The organism is Sphingomonas cellulosilytica (assembly GCF_052321755.1).
Taxonomy (GTDB): Bacteria; Pseudomonadota; Alphaproteobacteria; order Sphingomonadales; family Sphingomonadaceae; genus Sphingomonas.
Window position 1 is genome coordinate 77,818 of record NZ_JBQRTT010000002.1, and the last position, 14,015, is coordinate 91,832.

Annotated in this window: 12 protein-coding genes and 1 tRNA gene; 10 read left to right on the top strand and 3 right to left on the bottom strand. The window is 70.3% G+C overall.

What is annotated here, in order from left to right:
- Window positions 1-1,404: a flavin monoamine oxidase family protein gene (locus tag ACTZQ5_RS03565; protein ID WP_443583790.1), complete on the top strand. Its 1,404-nt coding sequence runs from the start codon at window positions 1-3 to the stop codon at window positions 1,402-1,404.
- 9 nt (window positions 1,405-1,413) lie between these two features.
- Window positions 1,414-2,088 carry a monofunctional biosynthetic peptidoglycan transglycosylase gene (gene mtgA, locus ACTZQ5_RS03570; protein ID WP_443583791.1) on the top strand — a complete coding sequence of 225 codons (675 nt, stop codon included), beginning with the start codon at window positions 1,414-1,416 and terminating at the stop codon, window positions 2,086-2,088.
- A 123-nt stretch (window positions 2,089-2,211) separates the two neighbouring features.
- On the opposite strand, the gene ACTZQ5_RS03575 is transcribed toward mtgA, so the two are convergent.
- The 3 genes from ACTZQ5_RS03575 to ACTZQ5_RS03585 form a co-directional block, all read right to left on the bottom strand.
- Window positions 2,212-2,460, bottom strand: coding sequence for a hypothetical protein (locus ACTZQ5_RS03575; RefSeq protein WP_443583792.1), 249 nt, complete (start codon window positions 2,458-2,460; stop codon window positions 2,212-2,214).
- Window positions 2,461-2,537: 77 nt separating this feature from the next.
- Complete coding sequence (locus tag ACTZQ5_RS03580) at window positions 2,538-2,861, bottom strand: YbaB/EbfC family nucleoid-associated protein (protein ID WP_443583793.1); 324 nt, start codon at window positions 2,859-2,861, stop codon at window positions 2,538-2,540.
- Window positions 2,858-4,504, bottom strand: coding sequence for a DNA polymerase III subunit gamma/tau (locus ACTZQ5_RS03585; protein ID WP_443583794.1), 1,647 nt, complete (start codon window positions 4,502-4,504; stop codon window positions 2,858-2,860). Before ACTZQ5_RS03585 ends, ACTZQ5_RS03580 begins: the two co-directional genes overlap by 4 nt.
- 103 nt (window positions 4,505-4,607) lie before the next feature.
- On the opposite strand from ACTZQ5_RS03585, the gene recJ reads away from it, so the two are divergent.
- The 8 genes from recJ to ACTZQ5_RS03625 all read left to right on the top strand — a co-directional run bounded on the left by recJ (window position 4,608) and on the right by ACTZQ5_RS03625 (window position 13,967).
- Window positions 4,608-6,362, top strand: coding sequence for a single-stranded-DNA-specific exonuclease RecJ (recJ, locus tag ACTZQ5_RS03590; RefSeq protein WP_443583795.1), 1,755 nt, complete (start codon window positions 4,608-4,610; stop codon window positions 6,360-6,362).
- Window positions 6,363-6,412: 50 nt separating this feature from the next.
- A tRNA-Glu gene (locus ACTZQ5_RS03595) sits at window positions 6,413-6,487 on the top strand.
- Between the two features lie 465 nt (window positions 6,488-6,952).
- Window positions 6,953-8,983 (top strand): HAD family hydrolase, encoded by a 2,031-nt coding sequence (locus ACTZQ5_RS03600; protein ID WP_443583796.1) that lies wholly within the window; start codon window positions 6,953-6,955, stop codon window positions 8,981-8,983.
- Window positions 8,980-10,125 (top strand): glycosyltransferase, encoded by a 1,146-nt coding sequence (locus ACTZQ5_RS03605; RefSeq protein WP_443583797.1) that lies wholly within the window; start codon window positions 8,980-8,982, stop codon window positions 10,123-10,125. Before ACTZQ5_RS03600 ends, ACTZQ5_RS03605 begins: the two co-directional genes overlap by 4 nt.
- Window positions 10,122-11,054 (top strand): galactosyltransferase-related protein, encoded by a 933-nt coding sequence (locus tag ACTZQ5_RS03610; RefSeq protein ID WP_443583798.1) that lies wholly within the window; start codon window positions 10,122-10,124, stop codon window positions 11,052-11,054. The genes ACTZQ5_RS03605 and ACTZQ5_RS03610 overlap by 4 nt, the downstream gene beginning before the upstream one ends.
- Complete coding sequence (locus ACTZQ5_RS03615) at window positions 11,051-12,124, top strand: glycosyltransferase (protein WP_443583799.1); 1,074 nt, start codon at window positions 11,051-11,053, stop codon at window positions 12,122-12,124. Before ACTZQ5_RS03610 ends, ACTZQ5_RS03615 begins: the two co-directional genes overlap by 4 nt.
- Entirely contained in the window at window positions 12,121-13,032 is a 912-nt protein-coding gene (locus ACTZQ5_RS03620) for a polysaccharide pyruvyl transferase family protein (protein ID WP_443583800.1), read from the top strand. The genes ACTZQ5_RS03615 and ACTZQ5_RS03620 overlap by 4 nt, the downstream gene beginning before the upstream one ends.
- Window positions 13,029-13,967 (top strand): glycosyltransferase family 2 protein, encoded by a 939-nt coding sequence (locus ACTZQ5_RS03625; protein WP_443583801.1) that lies wholly within the window; start codon window positions 13,029-13,031, stop codon window positions 13,965-13,967. Before ACTZQ5_RS03620 ends, ACTZQ5_RS03625 begins: the two co-directional genes overlap by 4 nt.
- Window positions 13,968-14,015 lie beyond the last annotated feature (48 nt).

A 14,015-nucleotide genomic window follows, 5' to 3' on the forward strand; every position in this document is an offset into this window, starting at 1 on the left:
GTGACGGCGGCGAACGGCCTCACCGTCGTCGTCGGCGGCGGTGCAGCCGGCATCGTCGCCGCGCGGCGCCTGCACGATGCGGGCGCAGAGGTGCTGCTGATCGAAGCGGGCGACCGGCTGGGCGGTCGGGCTCGGACCGAGACGCTGGTGCTGCCGGATTGGCGTAGCTGCGCGGCTCTACCGCAATATGCATCATCGTCCGCTCCTGCCGTCACCCCAGCGAAAGCTGGGATCTCCGCGTTGGAGGGGGCAGCATCTCCGCTCGACACGACCCCAGCTTTCGCTGGGGTGACGGGTGCGGGTGCGGGTGCGCATGACACCGTCACCGTCGATTTCGGCTGCGGCTGGCTCCATTCCGCCGGGCGTAATCCCTGGACGGCCATCGCCGAACACCGGGGCGTGTCGATCGACCGATCGTCGCCGAATTGGGGCGTACAGTGGCGCGACCTCGGCTTTCCGCCCGCGGAACAGCACGCCTTCGGCGCAGCGTACGAGCGCTTCGAAACCGCCGCTCACGCCGCGCTGGGCGGACCCGACCAGCCGCTCTCCACCTTCGTGGCGGCGGACGATCCGTGGCGACCGATGATCGATGCCATCTCGGGCTATGCCAATGGCGCGCCGCTTTCCCGCGTATCGCTCCACGATTGGGCGGCCTATGAAGATGCGGCGACCGAGGACAATTGGGCGATCCCCTCCGGCTACGGCCGGTTGATCGCAGGTCACGCGGAGGGCCTGTCCGTGCGCCTCGGCACGCCGGTGACCCGCATCGACCACAGCGGGCAGACGATCCGCCTCGACACACCCGCCGGCACGATCACGGCGGATCGCGTGATCCTCGCCATCCCGACCACGGCTTACGCCGCCATCCGCTTCGACCCGCCGCTCCATGGCAAGCAGGATGCCGCCGCATCGCTGCCGCTCGGCCTCGCCGACAAGGTGTTCCTGGCGGTCGATCGCCCCGAATGGCCGGCCCATGCCCATCTCACCGGCAACCCCCACAGCAGCTGCACCGCCAGCCACCGCCTGTCGCCCTTCGGCCTGCCGATCATCGAAAGCTTCTTCGGTGGATCGTGCGCGGAAGCGATGCCCGATCGGACTGCGGCGATCGCCTTTGCGATCGATGAAATCGTCGCGCTGCTCGGTGCCGATTGGCGCCGCCGCCTCGCGCCGCTCGGTGCGACCCGCTGGCGCGAAGCGGCGTACATCCACGGCAGCTACAGCCATGCCGCCGTCGGCCACGCCGGTGCCCGCGCCGTACTTGCCGCGCCGGTCGACGACCGCCTGTTCTTCGCCGGCGAAGCCTGCTCCGCGAGCGATTTCTCCACCGCGCATGGCGCCTACGCGACCGGCGTAGCGGCAGCGGACACGATCCTGGGCTTGAAGGGCGCCACGACCGCACCGTAAGGATCGGCCATGCTTCGCATCCTCCGCATCCTCGCCAAGATCGCGCTGGTCTTCGTGATCGTCAGCGTGCTCTGGGTCGGCCTCTACCGCTTCGTGCCCGTCCCCTTCACCTGGACGATGGCGGGCGACCTGCTCGCCGGCCGCAGCGTCACCAAGCAGTGGATGCCCCTGTCGGCGATGGACCCCGACATGCCGCGCGCCGCCATCGCCGGGGAGGACGCCCGCTTCTGCGAACATCACGGCTTCGACTGGAAAGGCATCGCCAGCGCCGCCTACAGCAACGCGCAAGGCAAGCGCCTGCGCGGCGGCTCCACGATCAGCCAGCAGACCGCCAAGAACGTCTTCCTGTTCCAGGGCGGCGGCTACATCCGTAAGGCGTTCGAGGCCTATTTCACCGTGCTGATCGAAACCCTGTGGGGCAAGCGGCGGATCATGGAAGTCTATCTCAACGTCGCGGAAACGGGCATCGGCACCTATGGCGCCGACGCGGCGGCGCTCCGCTATTTCCACCACGACGCCTCGCGCCTGTCGCCGACCGAAGCGGGCCGCATCGCCGCGGTGCTGCCGCTTCCCAAGAAGCGCGAGGCGATCGACCCGCATGGCTTCGTGCGGCGGCACGGCAACGCGCTGTCGCGCTATGTCGGCGTGGTGCGGCGCAGCGGTCTGGATGCCTGCCTGAAATAGCACCGGCGACTCGCCCATGCGGGATGCCGGTCACCCGCGTTTCGCGATCTGGGACGGACACTCGCCCCAGCGGGACACCCTCGCCACCCGCGCGCTGGCGGATGGCAAGGAGAGGTGCCGGCCTTATTTGGTCGCGCCGTCGATCGCGCCACCCGCCTTGTCGGCGGTCTTCTCGACGCTCTTCGCGGCCGAGGTGATCGCATTGTTCTTCGCGGTTTCGCTGCCCTGGTGGACGAACAGGAAATAGCCGCCGATCAGCACCGCGATCAGCAGCACGATGGCGATCGCCACGCCGCCACCGCCGCCGCGACGCTCGATCACCGTCGTATGGGTCGATCCGTTGGGCGTCTCGACGATCCGTTCTTCGACCATGATTGCTCCTCCTGTCGTTATGATGGAGGCAGCAACGCCATATCGGGCAGCCTTGTTCCCCGATCGTAACGATCGGTTCAGAACGGCAGCTTGAAGCCCGGTGGCAGCGGCAAGCCGCTGGTCATCTTGGACATTTCCGCACCCGACGCCGCATCCGCCTTTGCCCGCGCATCGTTGAACGCCGCCGCCAGCAGGTCCTCCAGCATCTGCTTTTCAGACACTTCGATCAGCGAATCGTCGATCGCGATGTTGATGATGCGGCCCTTGGCGCTGGCCTTCACCTTGACCAGCCCGCCGCCGGACACGCCCTCGACCTCGATCGTGTCGAGCTGGTCCTGGGCCTTCTGCAACTCGCTTTGCACGTTCTGCGCCATGGCGAGGATTTCATCGAGGTTCTTCATGCGATACTCCGTTTGCCGGGCCAGCTTTCCAGTTCCGCCTCCGGGAAGGCCGCGAATGCCGCCTTCACCAAAGGTGTGTCGAGGATCGCCTGCCGGGTCGCCTCTTCTGCCGCCTTGTCCTGCTCGCGCAAGGTAGGCGCACCGGGCGCATCCTCCAAGGCGATCTTCCAAACCTGTCCCGTCGTCTTCTTGAGCGCGTCGGCGGCGTCGCGCAGCGTGTCGGCGGACATCGGCCGCGATCCACTGAGGATCAGCTCGGGTGCGGCATAACGGACCACGCGTGCGCCATAGCCGAGCTGCGCGGCGACCGCGTGATGCCCCTTGTCCTCCAGCATCGCAACGAGGCCGGCGAAATCGGCTGGCACCCCCGGCCGCTCGGCTGCGGCCGGTGTGCCCTGCGGCGGTGCCGCCGGAGCAGCCGCCGCCGGAGCCGCTCCGACCTTGCCACTCGCGATCTGCCGCGCGAGTTCGCCCGGATCTGGCAACGTCGAGGCATGGATCGCGCGCAGCAGCGCCATCTCCGCCGCCTCGATCGGCAGCGCCGCCTTGGCGACCTCGTCATGCCCCTTCAGGAACAATTGCCACAGCCGGTGCAGCGCAGGGAAGGACAGCTTGGCCGCCCACTCGGCCCGCGCCGCGCGTTCCTCGGCAGCCTGCGCCGGGTCCTCCGCCGTGCCGACCTTGGCGAGCGTGATGCCGTGCACCGTCTCCAGCATCGCGCGCAGCACCGATTGCGGATCGACGCCATAGTCATATTGCCGGCGCAGGCTGGCCAGCGCCGACGCAGCGTCGCCGGCCAGCACCAGCGCCAGCAGGTCGCGCACCGCACCGCGATCGGACAGGCCGAGCATTTGCCGCACCGCATCGGCGGTCACCGCACCGCCCTCGAGGCCTGCATGCGCGATGCCCTGGTCGAGGATCGACAGCCCGTCGCGTGCCGATCCCTCCGCCGCGCGTGCGATCAGCATCAGCGCCTCCGCTTCCGCCTCGACGCCCTCCTCGCGGCAGACGAAGGCGAAATGCGCCGCCAGCTGCTCGGCGGAAATGCGGCGCAGGTCGAACCGCTGGCAGCGCGACAGCACGGTGATCGGCACCTTGTTCACCTCGGTCGTGGCGAACAGGAATTTGACGTGGGCGGGCGGCTCCTCCAGCGTCTTCAAGAGCGCGTTGAACGCGTTCTTGGACAGCATGTGGACCTCGTCGACGATATAGATCTTGTAACGCGCCGACACCGCCGCATAGCGCGCCGCGTCGATGATCTCGCGCACGTCGTCGACGCCGGTGTGGCTGGCGGCGTCCATCTCGATCACATCGATATGCCGCCCCTCCGCGATGGCGCGGCACGGTTCGCAGACGCCGCACGGATCGATCGTCGGCCCGCCCTGCCCGTCCGGACCGATGCAGTTCAGCGCCTTGGCGATCAGCCGCGCGGTGGACGTCTTGCCCACCCCGCGCACGCCGGTCATCAAGAAGGCGTGCGCCAGCCGGTCGCGCTTGATCGCATTGCCCAGCGTCGTGACCATGGCATCCTGCCCGATCAGTTCGCGAAACGTCTGCGGACGGTATTTGCGCGCCAGCACGCGGTAGGGGGTCGCCTGTGCCGCAGGTTGCGGCGGTTCGCCCAGATCGAAGGAATCGGCCATTGCCTGCCCCATATAGGCGCAGCCACGCGCGCTGTCGAAGGGCAGGGTCGATGAGGCACGACGGTTTGCCGCCCCGCCTCCCCTGCCCTAGATACGCGGCGACATGACCCCCGTACTCGGCGTAACCTCCTCCATCCTCGGCCAGCCCTGGCACTGGCGCAGCCTCGCCGCGGACGCACGCGACGGCTTCGGCGCCGACGACCTCGTCACGCAGCTGCTGCTCGCCCGCGGGGCGCCGCGCGAGGCGCTCGAACAGCATCGCGCGCCGTCGATCCGCGGCTTCATGCCGGACCCTTCCGTGTTCCGCGACATGGATCGCGCCGCCGAACGGCTCGCCGATGCGGTGCAGCGTGGCGAACACGTCGCGGTGTTCGGCGACTATGACGTCGATGGCGCCACCTCGGCCGCGCTGATGATCCTGGTGCTGCGTGACCTTGGCATAGAGGCGCGCGCCTATATCCCCGACCGCCTGCTCGAAGGATACGGCCCTTCGGGCGACGCGCTGGTCCGGCTGGCGAGCGAGGGCGCATCGCTGATCGTCACCGTCGATTGCGGCGCGCAGGCGTTCGAGGCGCTGGCGATGGCGCATGCCCACCCGGTCGACGTGGTCGTGGTCGACCATCACAAATGCGCCGCCGCTCTGCCGCGCGCGCATGCGCTGGTGAACCCCAACCGCCTCGACGAGGACGAAGGCGCCGCGCACGGCCATCTCGCCGCGGTCGGTGTCTGCTTCCTGCTCGCCGCCGCGCTGGTCCGTACCTTGCGCGGGCGCGGCTTCTTCGCCGATCGGCCGGAGCCGCGGCTGATCGATCACCTCGATATCGTTGCGCTCGGCACCGTCGCCGATGTCGCGCAACTGCGCGGTCTCAACCGCGCCTTCGTCGCGCAGGGGCTGAAGGTGATGGCGCAGCGTCGCAACATCGGCCTTGCCGCGCTGATCGCCGCATCGCGGCTGACCCGCGCGCCGACGTGCAGCGACCTCGGCTTCGCGCTCGGCCCGCGGATCAACGCTGGCGGGCGGGTCGGACGTGCCGACCTGGGCGTCCGCCTGCTCACCACGCGCGACCCCGATGAGGCGCGGACCATCGCCGAGGAACTGGATGGCCTCAACGAGGAACGCCGCCTGATCGAAACGGGCGTGCAGCAGGCCGCCGACGCGCTGCTCCGCACCGATCGCAGCGTCGCCGTGGTTTCCGGAGAAGGCTGGCATCCCGGCGTGATCGGCATCGTCGCGGGACGGCTGAAGGAAAAGCTCGGCCGCCCGGCGATCGTCATCGCGATCGACGACACCGGCCTCGGCAAGGGCTCCGGCCGGTCGATCGCCGGCGTCGACCTCGGCGCGGCGGTGCTCGCCGCCAAGGATCACGGCCTGCTCGTCGCCGGCGGCGGCCATGCCATGGCGGCCGGGCTGACCGTCGCCGCGGATCGCATCGCTGAATTCAGCGCCTTCCTCGAAGATCGCCTCGCCGCCGCGGTCGAGCGCGCGATCGGCGAGCGTGCGCTGCTGGTCGACACGGTGCTGGCGCCGGGTGGCATCAATCCCGCCCTCATCGAATCGCTCGAGGTGGGTGGCCCCTATGGCATGGGCTGGCCGGCGCCGCGGATCGCCGCCGGGCCGGTGCGGATCGTCAAGGCCGACGTGGTCGGCAACGGCCATGTCCGCACGATCGTCGCCGGCGACGATGGCCGCAGTTTCAAGGCGATGGCCTTTCGCGCCGCGGATACCCCGCTCGGTCAGGCACTGCTGGGTGCCGCACCGCACCGCCGCCTGTGGCTGGCCGGCCGCGCCAAGCTGGACGATTGGGGCAGCCGCCCCGCCGCCGAACTGCACATCGAGGACGCCGCCTGGGCAAATTGACGAAAAGCCCCTTGACCGACCGCCGCCCCCCCTCTAGCAGCACCCCCGCTGGCCCCTTCGTCTAGCGGTTAGGACGCGGCCCTTTCACGGCTGAAACACGGGTTCGATTCCCGTAGGGGTCACCATTTCCCAGGCTTATGGCGGGAATGGTGAATTCGGTACATTCTCCCAACGATCAGCCCACCCAACGAAGCAGGGGTGGTGCGAGCAGGGATACGAACGTCTGGGTTTTGCCCTCAGCTGAGTGTCGAGTTGGGTGAGGGCCAAGCCAGACCCATCGCGCCCTGAAAGTTGCGGGAGCAGGCCGCGTCGCCTTCTGATTCGGATCGAGTCGAGCCCCTGGTATCTCGCGCTGGCAACTGCCGGATCGCGCCCGGATCGGTGCTGAGCGGAGCCCATATCGCAATGCCGCCAATCTGCGCCTTGCGTGTTCGGTCGAAGGCAGCCGCTTCGGCGCCATAATCCTTGCCTGGACGCCCCGCCCCTGGGCATCATTCCCGGTCCGGCACAAAAAAATTAATCCAGATCGATACTTCGGACCGATTCCGCGCACGCAACGTTACGCTCCAGCAATCAAAAAAGGGGCGCTCTTGATCATTCTTCATCTGGCGCTCGGCGGCTGCCTGAAGGCGCCGCCCGTCGATTTCGGCATCACGGCGGACACCGGTGGACATATCGCCTATGTGCTCGACGCCGCTCGCCACCAGGCGCTGCGTCCGGAGGTGGAGCAGGTCGTGATCGCCACCCGCCTGTTCGATGACGAGCGGCTCGGGCGCGCCTATGCGCAACCGCGCGAAGCGGCAGGCGACAAGGTCGTCATCGAACGCATCGTCGGCGCGGACCGGCGCTATCTGGAAAAGGAAGCGCTCGGTGCGGACCTTGCCGCGTTCACCGACGCCTTTTGCGACCACCTGGCCGCGGCACCGCGCCGGCCCGACGTCATCCACGCCCATTTCGCCGACGCCGCGGCAGTGGCGATGGCGGCACAGCGCCGCTTCGGCATCCCCTTCGTCTACACGCCGCACGCCCTCGGCATCGACAAGCGCGCGCACGGCGGCGCATGCCCGGGCCTCGATTCCCGGATCGCCGCCGAGCGGACCGCGATCGCCGCCGCCGCCGCGATCGTCGTCTCGACGCGGGAAGAGGCCGTGCGGCAGGTCGGCGGCTATGGCGTGCCGCTCGGCACCCGCGTGCACGCGATATCGCCGGGCGTGCCGCGCCGCGATCTCGTTCCCACCGCACCGACGCTGGCGGATCGGCTGGGCGATTGGCTCGATCGCGCGGACCTCCCCATCATCCTCGCCGTCGCCCGCCCGGTCGAGAAGAAGAACCTCGCCGCCCTCGTCCGCGCCTATGCCGCCGATGCGGTGCTGCAAGGCGCCGCCAACCTCGTCATCCTCGCGGGCCAGCATGGCCATGCCTCCGACGAGGAACGCGCCGTCCTCGACGAACTGCATGCCCTCGCCGCCGCACCGGCGCTGCGCGGCCGGGTCGCGCTGCCGCCGCGCCACGACGCCGACGATGTCGCCGCCCTCTATGCACGGGCCGCGCGCGGCGGCGTCTTCGTCAACCCTGCGCTGCACGAACCGTTCGGCCTGACGCTGGTCGAGGCCGCCGCCGCCGGCGTGCCGGTCGTGGCGACGCGCAACGGCGGCCCTGCGGAGATCGTCGACACCATCGGCCACGGGCTGCTGATCGATCCCCGCGATCCCGCCGCCATCGCCGCGGCGATACGGGCGATCATCACCGACGCCGCCCGGCACGCGGCCTGTTCGGCGGCCGCGCTCGCCGGTGCCGACGCCTATTGCTGGCATCGCTATGCGTCGGCGACCTCCGTCCTCTACCGGCACATCGTCAGCCCGAAGCTGCTCGCCTCCGACATCGACAACACGCTGACCGGCTGCCGCGACGGCGCCGCAGCCTTCGCCGCCTGGCGCGCGCGCTCGTCGCTACCGTTCGTAGTCGCGACCGGGCGCAGCTTCGATGCCGCGCGCATGATCCTGCGCCGCTGGCGCCTGCCCCGACCCGACGCGTTCATCGTCGACGTCGGCACCCGGCTGATGCTCGCCGACGGCCGCGGCGGCTGGCGTGCCTGCGACGATTACGCGCGTGCGCTCGATGCCGGCTGGGACCGTGCCGGCGTCGCCGCCGCGCTCGCCCCGCTCGGTATCGAACCCCAGCCCGTCGCCACCGCCGGCCCGCACAAGATCAGTTTCTTCGGGACCGCCGCCGATGCGGAGCGGATCCGCGCCACATTGGCCGACGCCGCGCTTGCCGCGCGCGTCGTCTTCTCGCACGGCCGGCTGATCGACGTGCTCGCGCCCGCCGGCGGCAAGGCGCAGGCGATCGCCGCATATGCCGCGCGCCACGGCTGGACGCTCGCCGATTGCATCGCCGCGGGCGACAGCGGCAACGATGCGGATATGCTGGCGGCGTGCGGCCACGCCATCGTCGTCGGCAACGCCAGCGACGATCTCGCCGACCTGCCGCGCCGCGCCGGCCTTCACCGCACGACAGCGCATCATGCCGCCGGCGTGCTGGAGGGGCTGTGCGCCCTAGGCCTCGATGCCGACCGCAACGCGCCACGCGCCGCCGCAGCCGGCGTGGCGGCGGCGGCATGATGCCGCCCTTCGGCTATTTCGTCCACCACCAGGGACGCGGCCATGCCGAACGTTGCGCGGCCATCGCCCATGCGCTGCCGCCGACGCGGCCGATGACGGTGTTCTGCGCACGCGACGACATCTTCCCGCCCTTGCCGGATCAGGTCGATATCGTGCGCCTGCCGTCGCTGTTCGAACCGACCGGCACCGAGCCGCAGACCATGGACTGGGTGCCGACGCCGCAGACGCTGCACTGCGCGCCGCTCGGCTGGCCCGGCATCCGCCGCGCGATGGCGACCTTGTCCGCGTGGTTCGACACCGCCAACCCCGCCCTGATGATCTGCGACGTGTCGGCCGAGGTCGCGCAGCTCGCCCGCATCTGCTCGGTCCCCCATGTGAAGGTGCTGCAGCACGGCGATCGCGACGATCCCGGCCATCGCGCCGCCTATGACGGTGCGGCCGGCCTGCTCGGCCCCTTCCACGCCGATCTCGCCCAGCCGGAATGGGATGCCGGGCTGCGCGCCAAGACGTGCTTCGCCGGCGGCCTCGGCGTCGACGTGCGCATGCCTGAGCGCGAGGTGGCGCGCCAGCGCATCGGCGTCGCGCCCGATGAAGAGATGATCCTGGTCCTGTCGGGCGGCGGCGGCGAGGGGTTCGCGCAAGCCCCGCTCGGCGTCGGCGCCCGCTCGCACCCACAGGCCCGCTGGATCACCATCGGCAAGGTGCAGCGCGACTGGCACGCCACCGAACCCGCCAACATCGAGCATCGCGGCTGGGTGGCCGATGCCGCCGACCATATCGCCGCCGCCGACCTCGTCGTCGCCTCCACCGGCAACACCACCTGCCAGCAAATCCTCGCGGCCGGCCGCCCCTGGCTGGCGATCCCCGAATGGCGCTATTTCGACGAACAGCATCGCAAGGCGGAGGCGCTCGCGGCCGCCGGCGTCGCCTGCGTCCGCCCGCACCTGCCCTCGTCGGCGCAAGGGTGGACGGCCGCACTGGCGCAGACGCGCGCCACACACCGGCCCGATTGCCAGCGCGCGATGATCGACGATGCGCCGGCCGATCGCGTCGCCTTGTGGCTGGAGGCGCTGGCCGACCGGCTGTGGACGCCGCCGCTCACCCCCCTTCCCCTGACCGCTATGGAGACCCGCCGCCCATGACCAACGTTTCCGTCGTCACGCTGGCAAAGGGCCGCGCCGACCATCTCGCCAATGTCGTTCGCGGCCTGTCGCTCCAGACGCAGACGCCCGTCGAGCTGATCGTGGCGGTGATGCAGGACGAATTGTACGTGCTTCCCGACGCCCCCTTCCCGATCCGCCAGATGCAGGTGACGGGCGAGGCATTGCCCCTCGCCGCCGCCCGCAACGCCGCGGCGCGCGCCGCGGTCGGCGACGTCATCGTCTTCCTCGACATGGATTGCATCCCGACGCCGCAACTCGTCGCCGACTATGCCGGCTTCGCGGGCGAGGTCGATGCGCTGCTGATGGGCGAGGTGATGTACCTCCCCGGCGGCGCCACTGCGGGGGAATGGACCTACGATGGCTTCGCCGCCGTGGCGCAAAAGCATTCGGATCGCCGCGGCCCGCCGCCACGGGGCTGGGAGATCTGCGCCGACTATCGCTGCTTCTGGTCGCTCAATTTCGCGATGCGGCGGTCGACCTTCTTGGCGGTCGGCGGCTTCGACGAACGCTATGCCGGCTATGGCGGGGAGGATACCGACTTCGGCAAGACGCTCGATCAGGCCGGCGTGCCGATCGCGTGGATCAAGGGCGGCCTTGCCTACCACCAATATCATCCGCACCACATGCCGCCCGTCCACCATGTCGACAGCGTGGTGCGCAACGCGCAGCTGTTCGAGGCGAAATGGGGCTACCGGACGATGGGCCACTGGCTCCACGCCTTCCGCCTGATGGGCCTCATCGACGATGCGCCGGGCCGGCCGATCCGCATCCTGCGCCGCCCGGACGCAGGCGACCTCGCCCTCACCGGCCAGCAGAGCCACCAGCCCTATGCCAATACCGCAACCGTGCTGCGTCAGCTCGAAGCCGCTGCGCAGCAGGCCGCGCCGCACGATCCCGTCGCCGCATGAGGATCGCGATCCTCGCGCATGTCCGACAGCGCATCGCGCAGCCGTTCGCCGGCGGCATGGAGGCGCATTGCTGGGAACTGGCCGCCGGGTTGCAGGATCGCGGCCATGACGTCGTGCTGTTCGCCTCGGGCGACAGCGATCCGCGCTTCGCCATCAATCCGGTGCTGGCCGAACATTACGAGCGCACCTTCCCTTGGGCGGAGCATCGCGGCTCGGCACCGCTGATCGCGCACCTCGACGCCGGCTATGCCGCCGCGTGCGACCGGATCGCCGCGGGCGGGTTCGACGTGGTCCACAACAACAGCCTGCATCGTTTCCCGCTGGAGCAGCGGCGGACGGCGGCGGTGCCGACGGTCACCTCGCTGCACGTCCCGCCCTATGATGCCCTGCACTGGTTCGTCGCGGCGAGTCCTTCGGCCCGGCATCGCCTGACCGTCACCTCGGCGCGGCAGCTTGCCGCCTGGTGGCCGGACGGCGCGCCGCCGCAGGCGTCGGTGCTGCACAACGGCATCTGCGTCGCCCGCTGGCCCTTCGTGGCGAACGGCAATGGCGAGGCGGTCTGGTGCGGCAGGATCACGCCCAACAAGGGGCCGCATCTCGCCGCGCAGGCGGCGCTCGCCGCAGGAGTCCGCCTGACCCTGTTCGGCGCCATCGAGGATCCCGATTACTGGGCCGCGCAGGTCGCGCCGCTGATCGGGCCGGGCGTCGCCTATGGCGGCCATCTCGATGGGCCTGCACTGGCCGGCGAACTCGGCCGAGCGTCGGTGTTCGTGTTCACGCCCTGCTGGGACGAACCCTTCGGGCTGGTCGCGGCCGAGGCCATGGCCTGCGGCCTGCCCGTCGCCGCCTTCGACATGGGCGCCGCGCGCGAGGTGATCGGCGAAGCTGGCGCCTTCGCGGCCGCCGGCGACGTCCCGGCCCTCGCCGCCGCGATCGGTGCGGCACGCGCCATCCCCCCCTCGGTTCCCCGCGAACGCGTGCTGCGCCTGTTCACGCAGGACCTCTGGCTGGATCGCTGCGAAGCCCTGTACCGCGAGGTCACGGCCGGCGACGCGCAGCTTGCCGCATGAGCGACGTCATCACCGCGCAGCGTAGCGCGCTCGACGCTCTCTATCGCGCTGCCATCGGACCGGGCGAGCAATACGCCCTGCTCGACTTCCCCGATCACCCGAACGTCGGCGACAGCGCGATCTGGCTGGGCGAATGCGCCATGCTGCGCGCCGTGACCGGGAATGATCCGGCCTACGTCTCCACCTGGCACGACTTCGATGAAGCCGCGCTGCGCCGGGCCTGTCCGGACGGCGTCGTCTTCCTGCACGGCGGCGGCAACCTCGGCGATATCTGGCCGCATCACCAGCGCTTGCGCGAAACGGTGCTGACCCGGATGCGCGACCGGCGGGTCGTGCAGCTGCCGCAGTCGATCCATTTCGACGATCCCGCCGCCGCGGCACGCTTCGCGCACATCGCCGCGGCGCATCCCGACCTGACGCTCTACGTCCGCGATCGCCCGAGCCTCGCGACCGCGCAGGCCTTCGTCGGCGCACATGCGGCGCTCGCGCCCGATTCCGCCTTCGCCCTCGGCCCGCAACCGCGCAGCGCCGCCGACCGGCCGCTCCTCGCGCTGCTGCGCACCGATGCCGAGCGCGTCGCGGACCGGGCCGGCCCACCCGCCGAAGCCGCACCCGTCGACTGGCTGGAGGATGACGAACCTCTGCCCGATGACCGCTTGCAGCGGGCGGCCGCCCGTGTCGCGCGGGGCCTCGCCCTGTTGTCGCGCGGCGAGCGGATCGTCACCGACCGGCTGCACGGGCACATCCTCGCCCTGCTGCTCGGCATCCCCCACGTCGTGCTCGACAACAGCTACGGCAAGGTCGGCGCCTATATCGATGCCTGGACCGCCGGCTCACCGCTGGTGGCGCGGGCGGCGTCGTGGGCGGAGGTGGCGGATGCGGCCGCACGCCCCCGCATCGCCGCATGACCGCGCCGATCGAGATCAGCCTGCTGGTCTGCACCCGCAACCGCGCCGCCGCGCTGCCGGCGCTGCTGGCCTCCATCACCCGCGCCCTCGACCATAGCGCCCGCCGCACGATCGAGGTCGTGATCGTCGACAACGGCTCGACCGATGCCACCGCCGGCCTGCTGCGCACGTGGCGGGATGCACAGCGCTGTTCCGTCCGCCTGCTCGGCGAGGAGCGGCCGGGCCTCGCCCGCGCCCGCAATCGCGGACTGGGCGCCGTCCGCGGGGCGATCGTCGCGATGACGGACGACGATTGCGTCCTGCACGCGGCGTATTTCGAAGGGCTCGCGCGCTGCTTTGCGGAGGTCGGTTCCCCGGCGATCGTCGGCGGGCGCATCCTGCCCGGCGACGCCCGCGACCTTGCCGTAACGCTGAAGCTGGAGGATCATCCGATGGTCGCGCCGCCGGGCGCGTTTCCCGGCGGGTTCGTGATGGGCGCGAACCTCGCCATGACCGCCGACGTCCTGTCGCGCGTCGGGGGCTTCGACGAACGCTTCGGGGCCGGCGCGCCGTTCATCGCGGCCGAGGATACCGACTTCCTCTTCCGCGCCCTCGGCCTTGGCATCCCGCTGCGCTACGATCCGCGCTTCGTCGTCGATCACCACCACGGCCGCCGTGACATCGCAGACGAAACCCGCCTGCTCGCCGGCTACAGCTTCGGCGATGGCGCCCTGTACGCGAAATACCTTTTCAGGGACCGCCGCGTCTTGGCTTTCCTCTGCCGTGACCTGGCCGCACTGTGGTTTGACGTCACGCGTCCGATCACCACCCATCGCGGCATAAGTCATTTCCGCGCTTTCTGCTTGCGGCATCGGTTCCGAGGCATGGTGGCCTTCGCCCTGCGCAGCACTGCGACAGCGCAAAGGAGTGGCACCGGCCTCTTACCACCCACCTAGGCAGCCGAGTGCCGGTCCCGTCTCGCGAGGCCCGCCCGGCGTAGACGA

What these genes read in the sequence shown, in the direction of transcription:
- ACTZQ5_RS03605 (WP_443583797.1), top strand. Translation starts at nt 8,980, where the DNA reads ATGATGCCGCCCTTCGGCTATTTCGTCCACCACCAGGGACGCGGCCAT.
- ACTZQ5_RS03615 (WP_443583799.1), top strand. Translation starts at nt 11,051, where the DNA reads ATGAGGATCGCGATCCTCGCGCATGTCCGACAGCGCATCGCGCAGCCG.
- ACTZQ5_RS03625 (WP_443583801.1), top strand. Translation starts at nt 13,029, where the DNA reads ATGACCGCGCCGATCGAGATCAGCCTGCTGGTCTGCACCCGCAACCGC.
- ACTZQ5_RS03620 (WP_443583800.1), top strand. Translation starts at nt 12,121, where the DNA reads ATGAGCGACGTCATCACCGCGCAGCGTAGCGCGCTCGACGCTCTCTAT.
- ACTZQ5_RS03610 (WP_443583798.1), top strand. Translation starts at nt 10,122, where the DNA reads ATGACCAACGTTTCCGTCGTCACGCTGGCAAAGGGCCGCGCCGACCAT.
- ACTZQ5_RS03585 (WP_443583794.1), bottom strand. Translation starts at nt 4,504, where the DNA reads ATGGCCGATTCCTTCGATCTGGGCGAACCGCCGCAACCTGCGGCACAG.
- mtgA (WP_443583791.1), top strand. Translation starts at nt 1,414, where the DNA reads ATGCTTCGCATCCTCCGCATCCTCGCCAAGATCGCGCTGGTCTTCGTG.
- ACTZQ5_RS03575 (WP_443583792.1), bottom strand. Translation starts at nt 2,460, where the DNA reads ATGGTCGAAGAACGGATCGTCGAGACGCCCAACGGATCGACCCATACG.
- ACTZQ5_RS03580 (WP_443583793.1), bottom strand. Translation starts at nt 2,861, where the DNA reads ATGAAGAACCTCGATGAAATCCTCGCCATGGCGCAGAACGTGCAAAGC.
- recJ (WP_443583795.1), top strand. Translation starts at nt 4,608, where the DNA reads ATGACCCCCGTACTCGGCGTAACCTCCTCCATCCTCGGCCAGCCCTGG.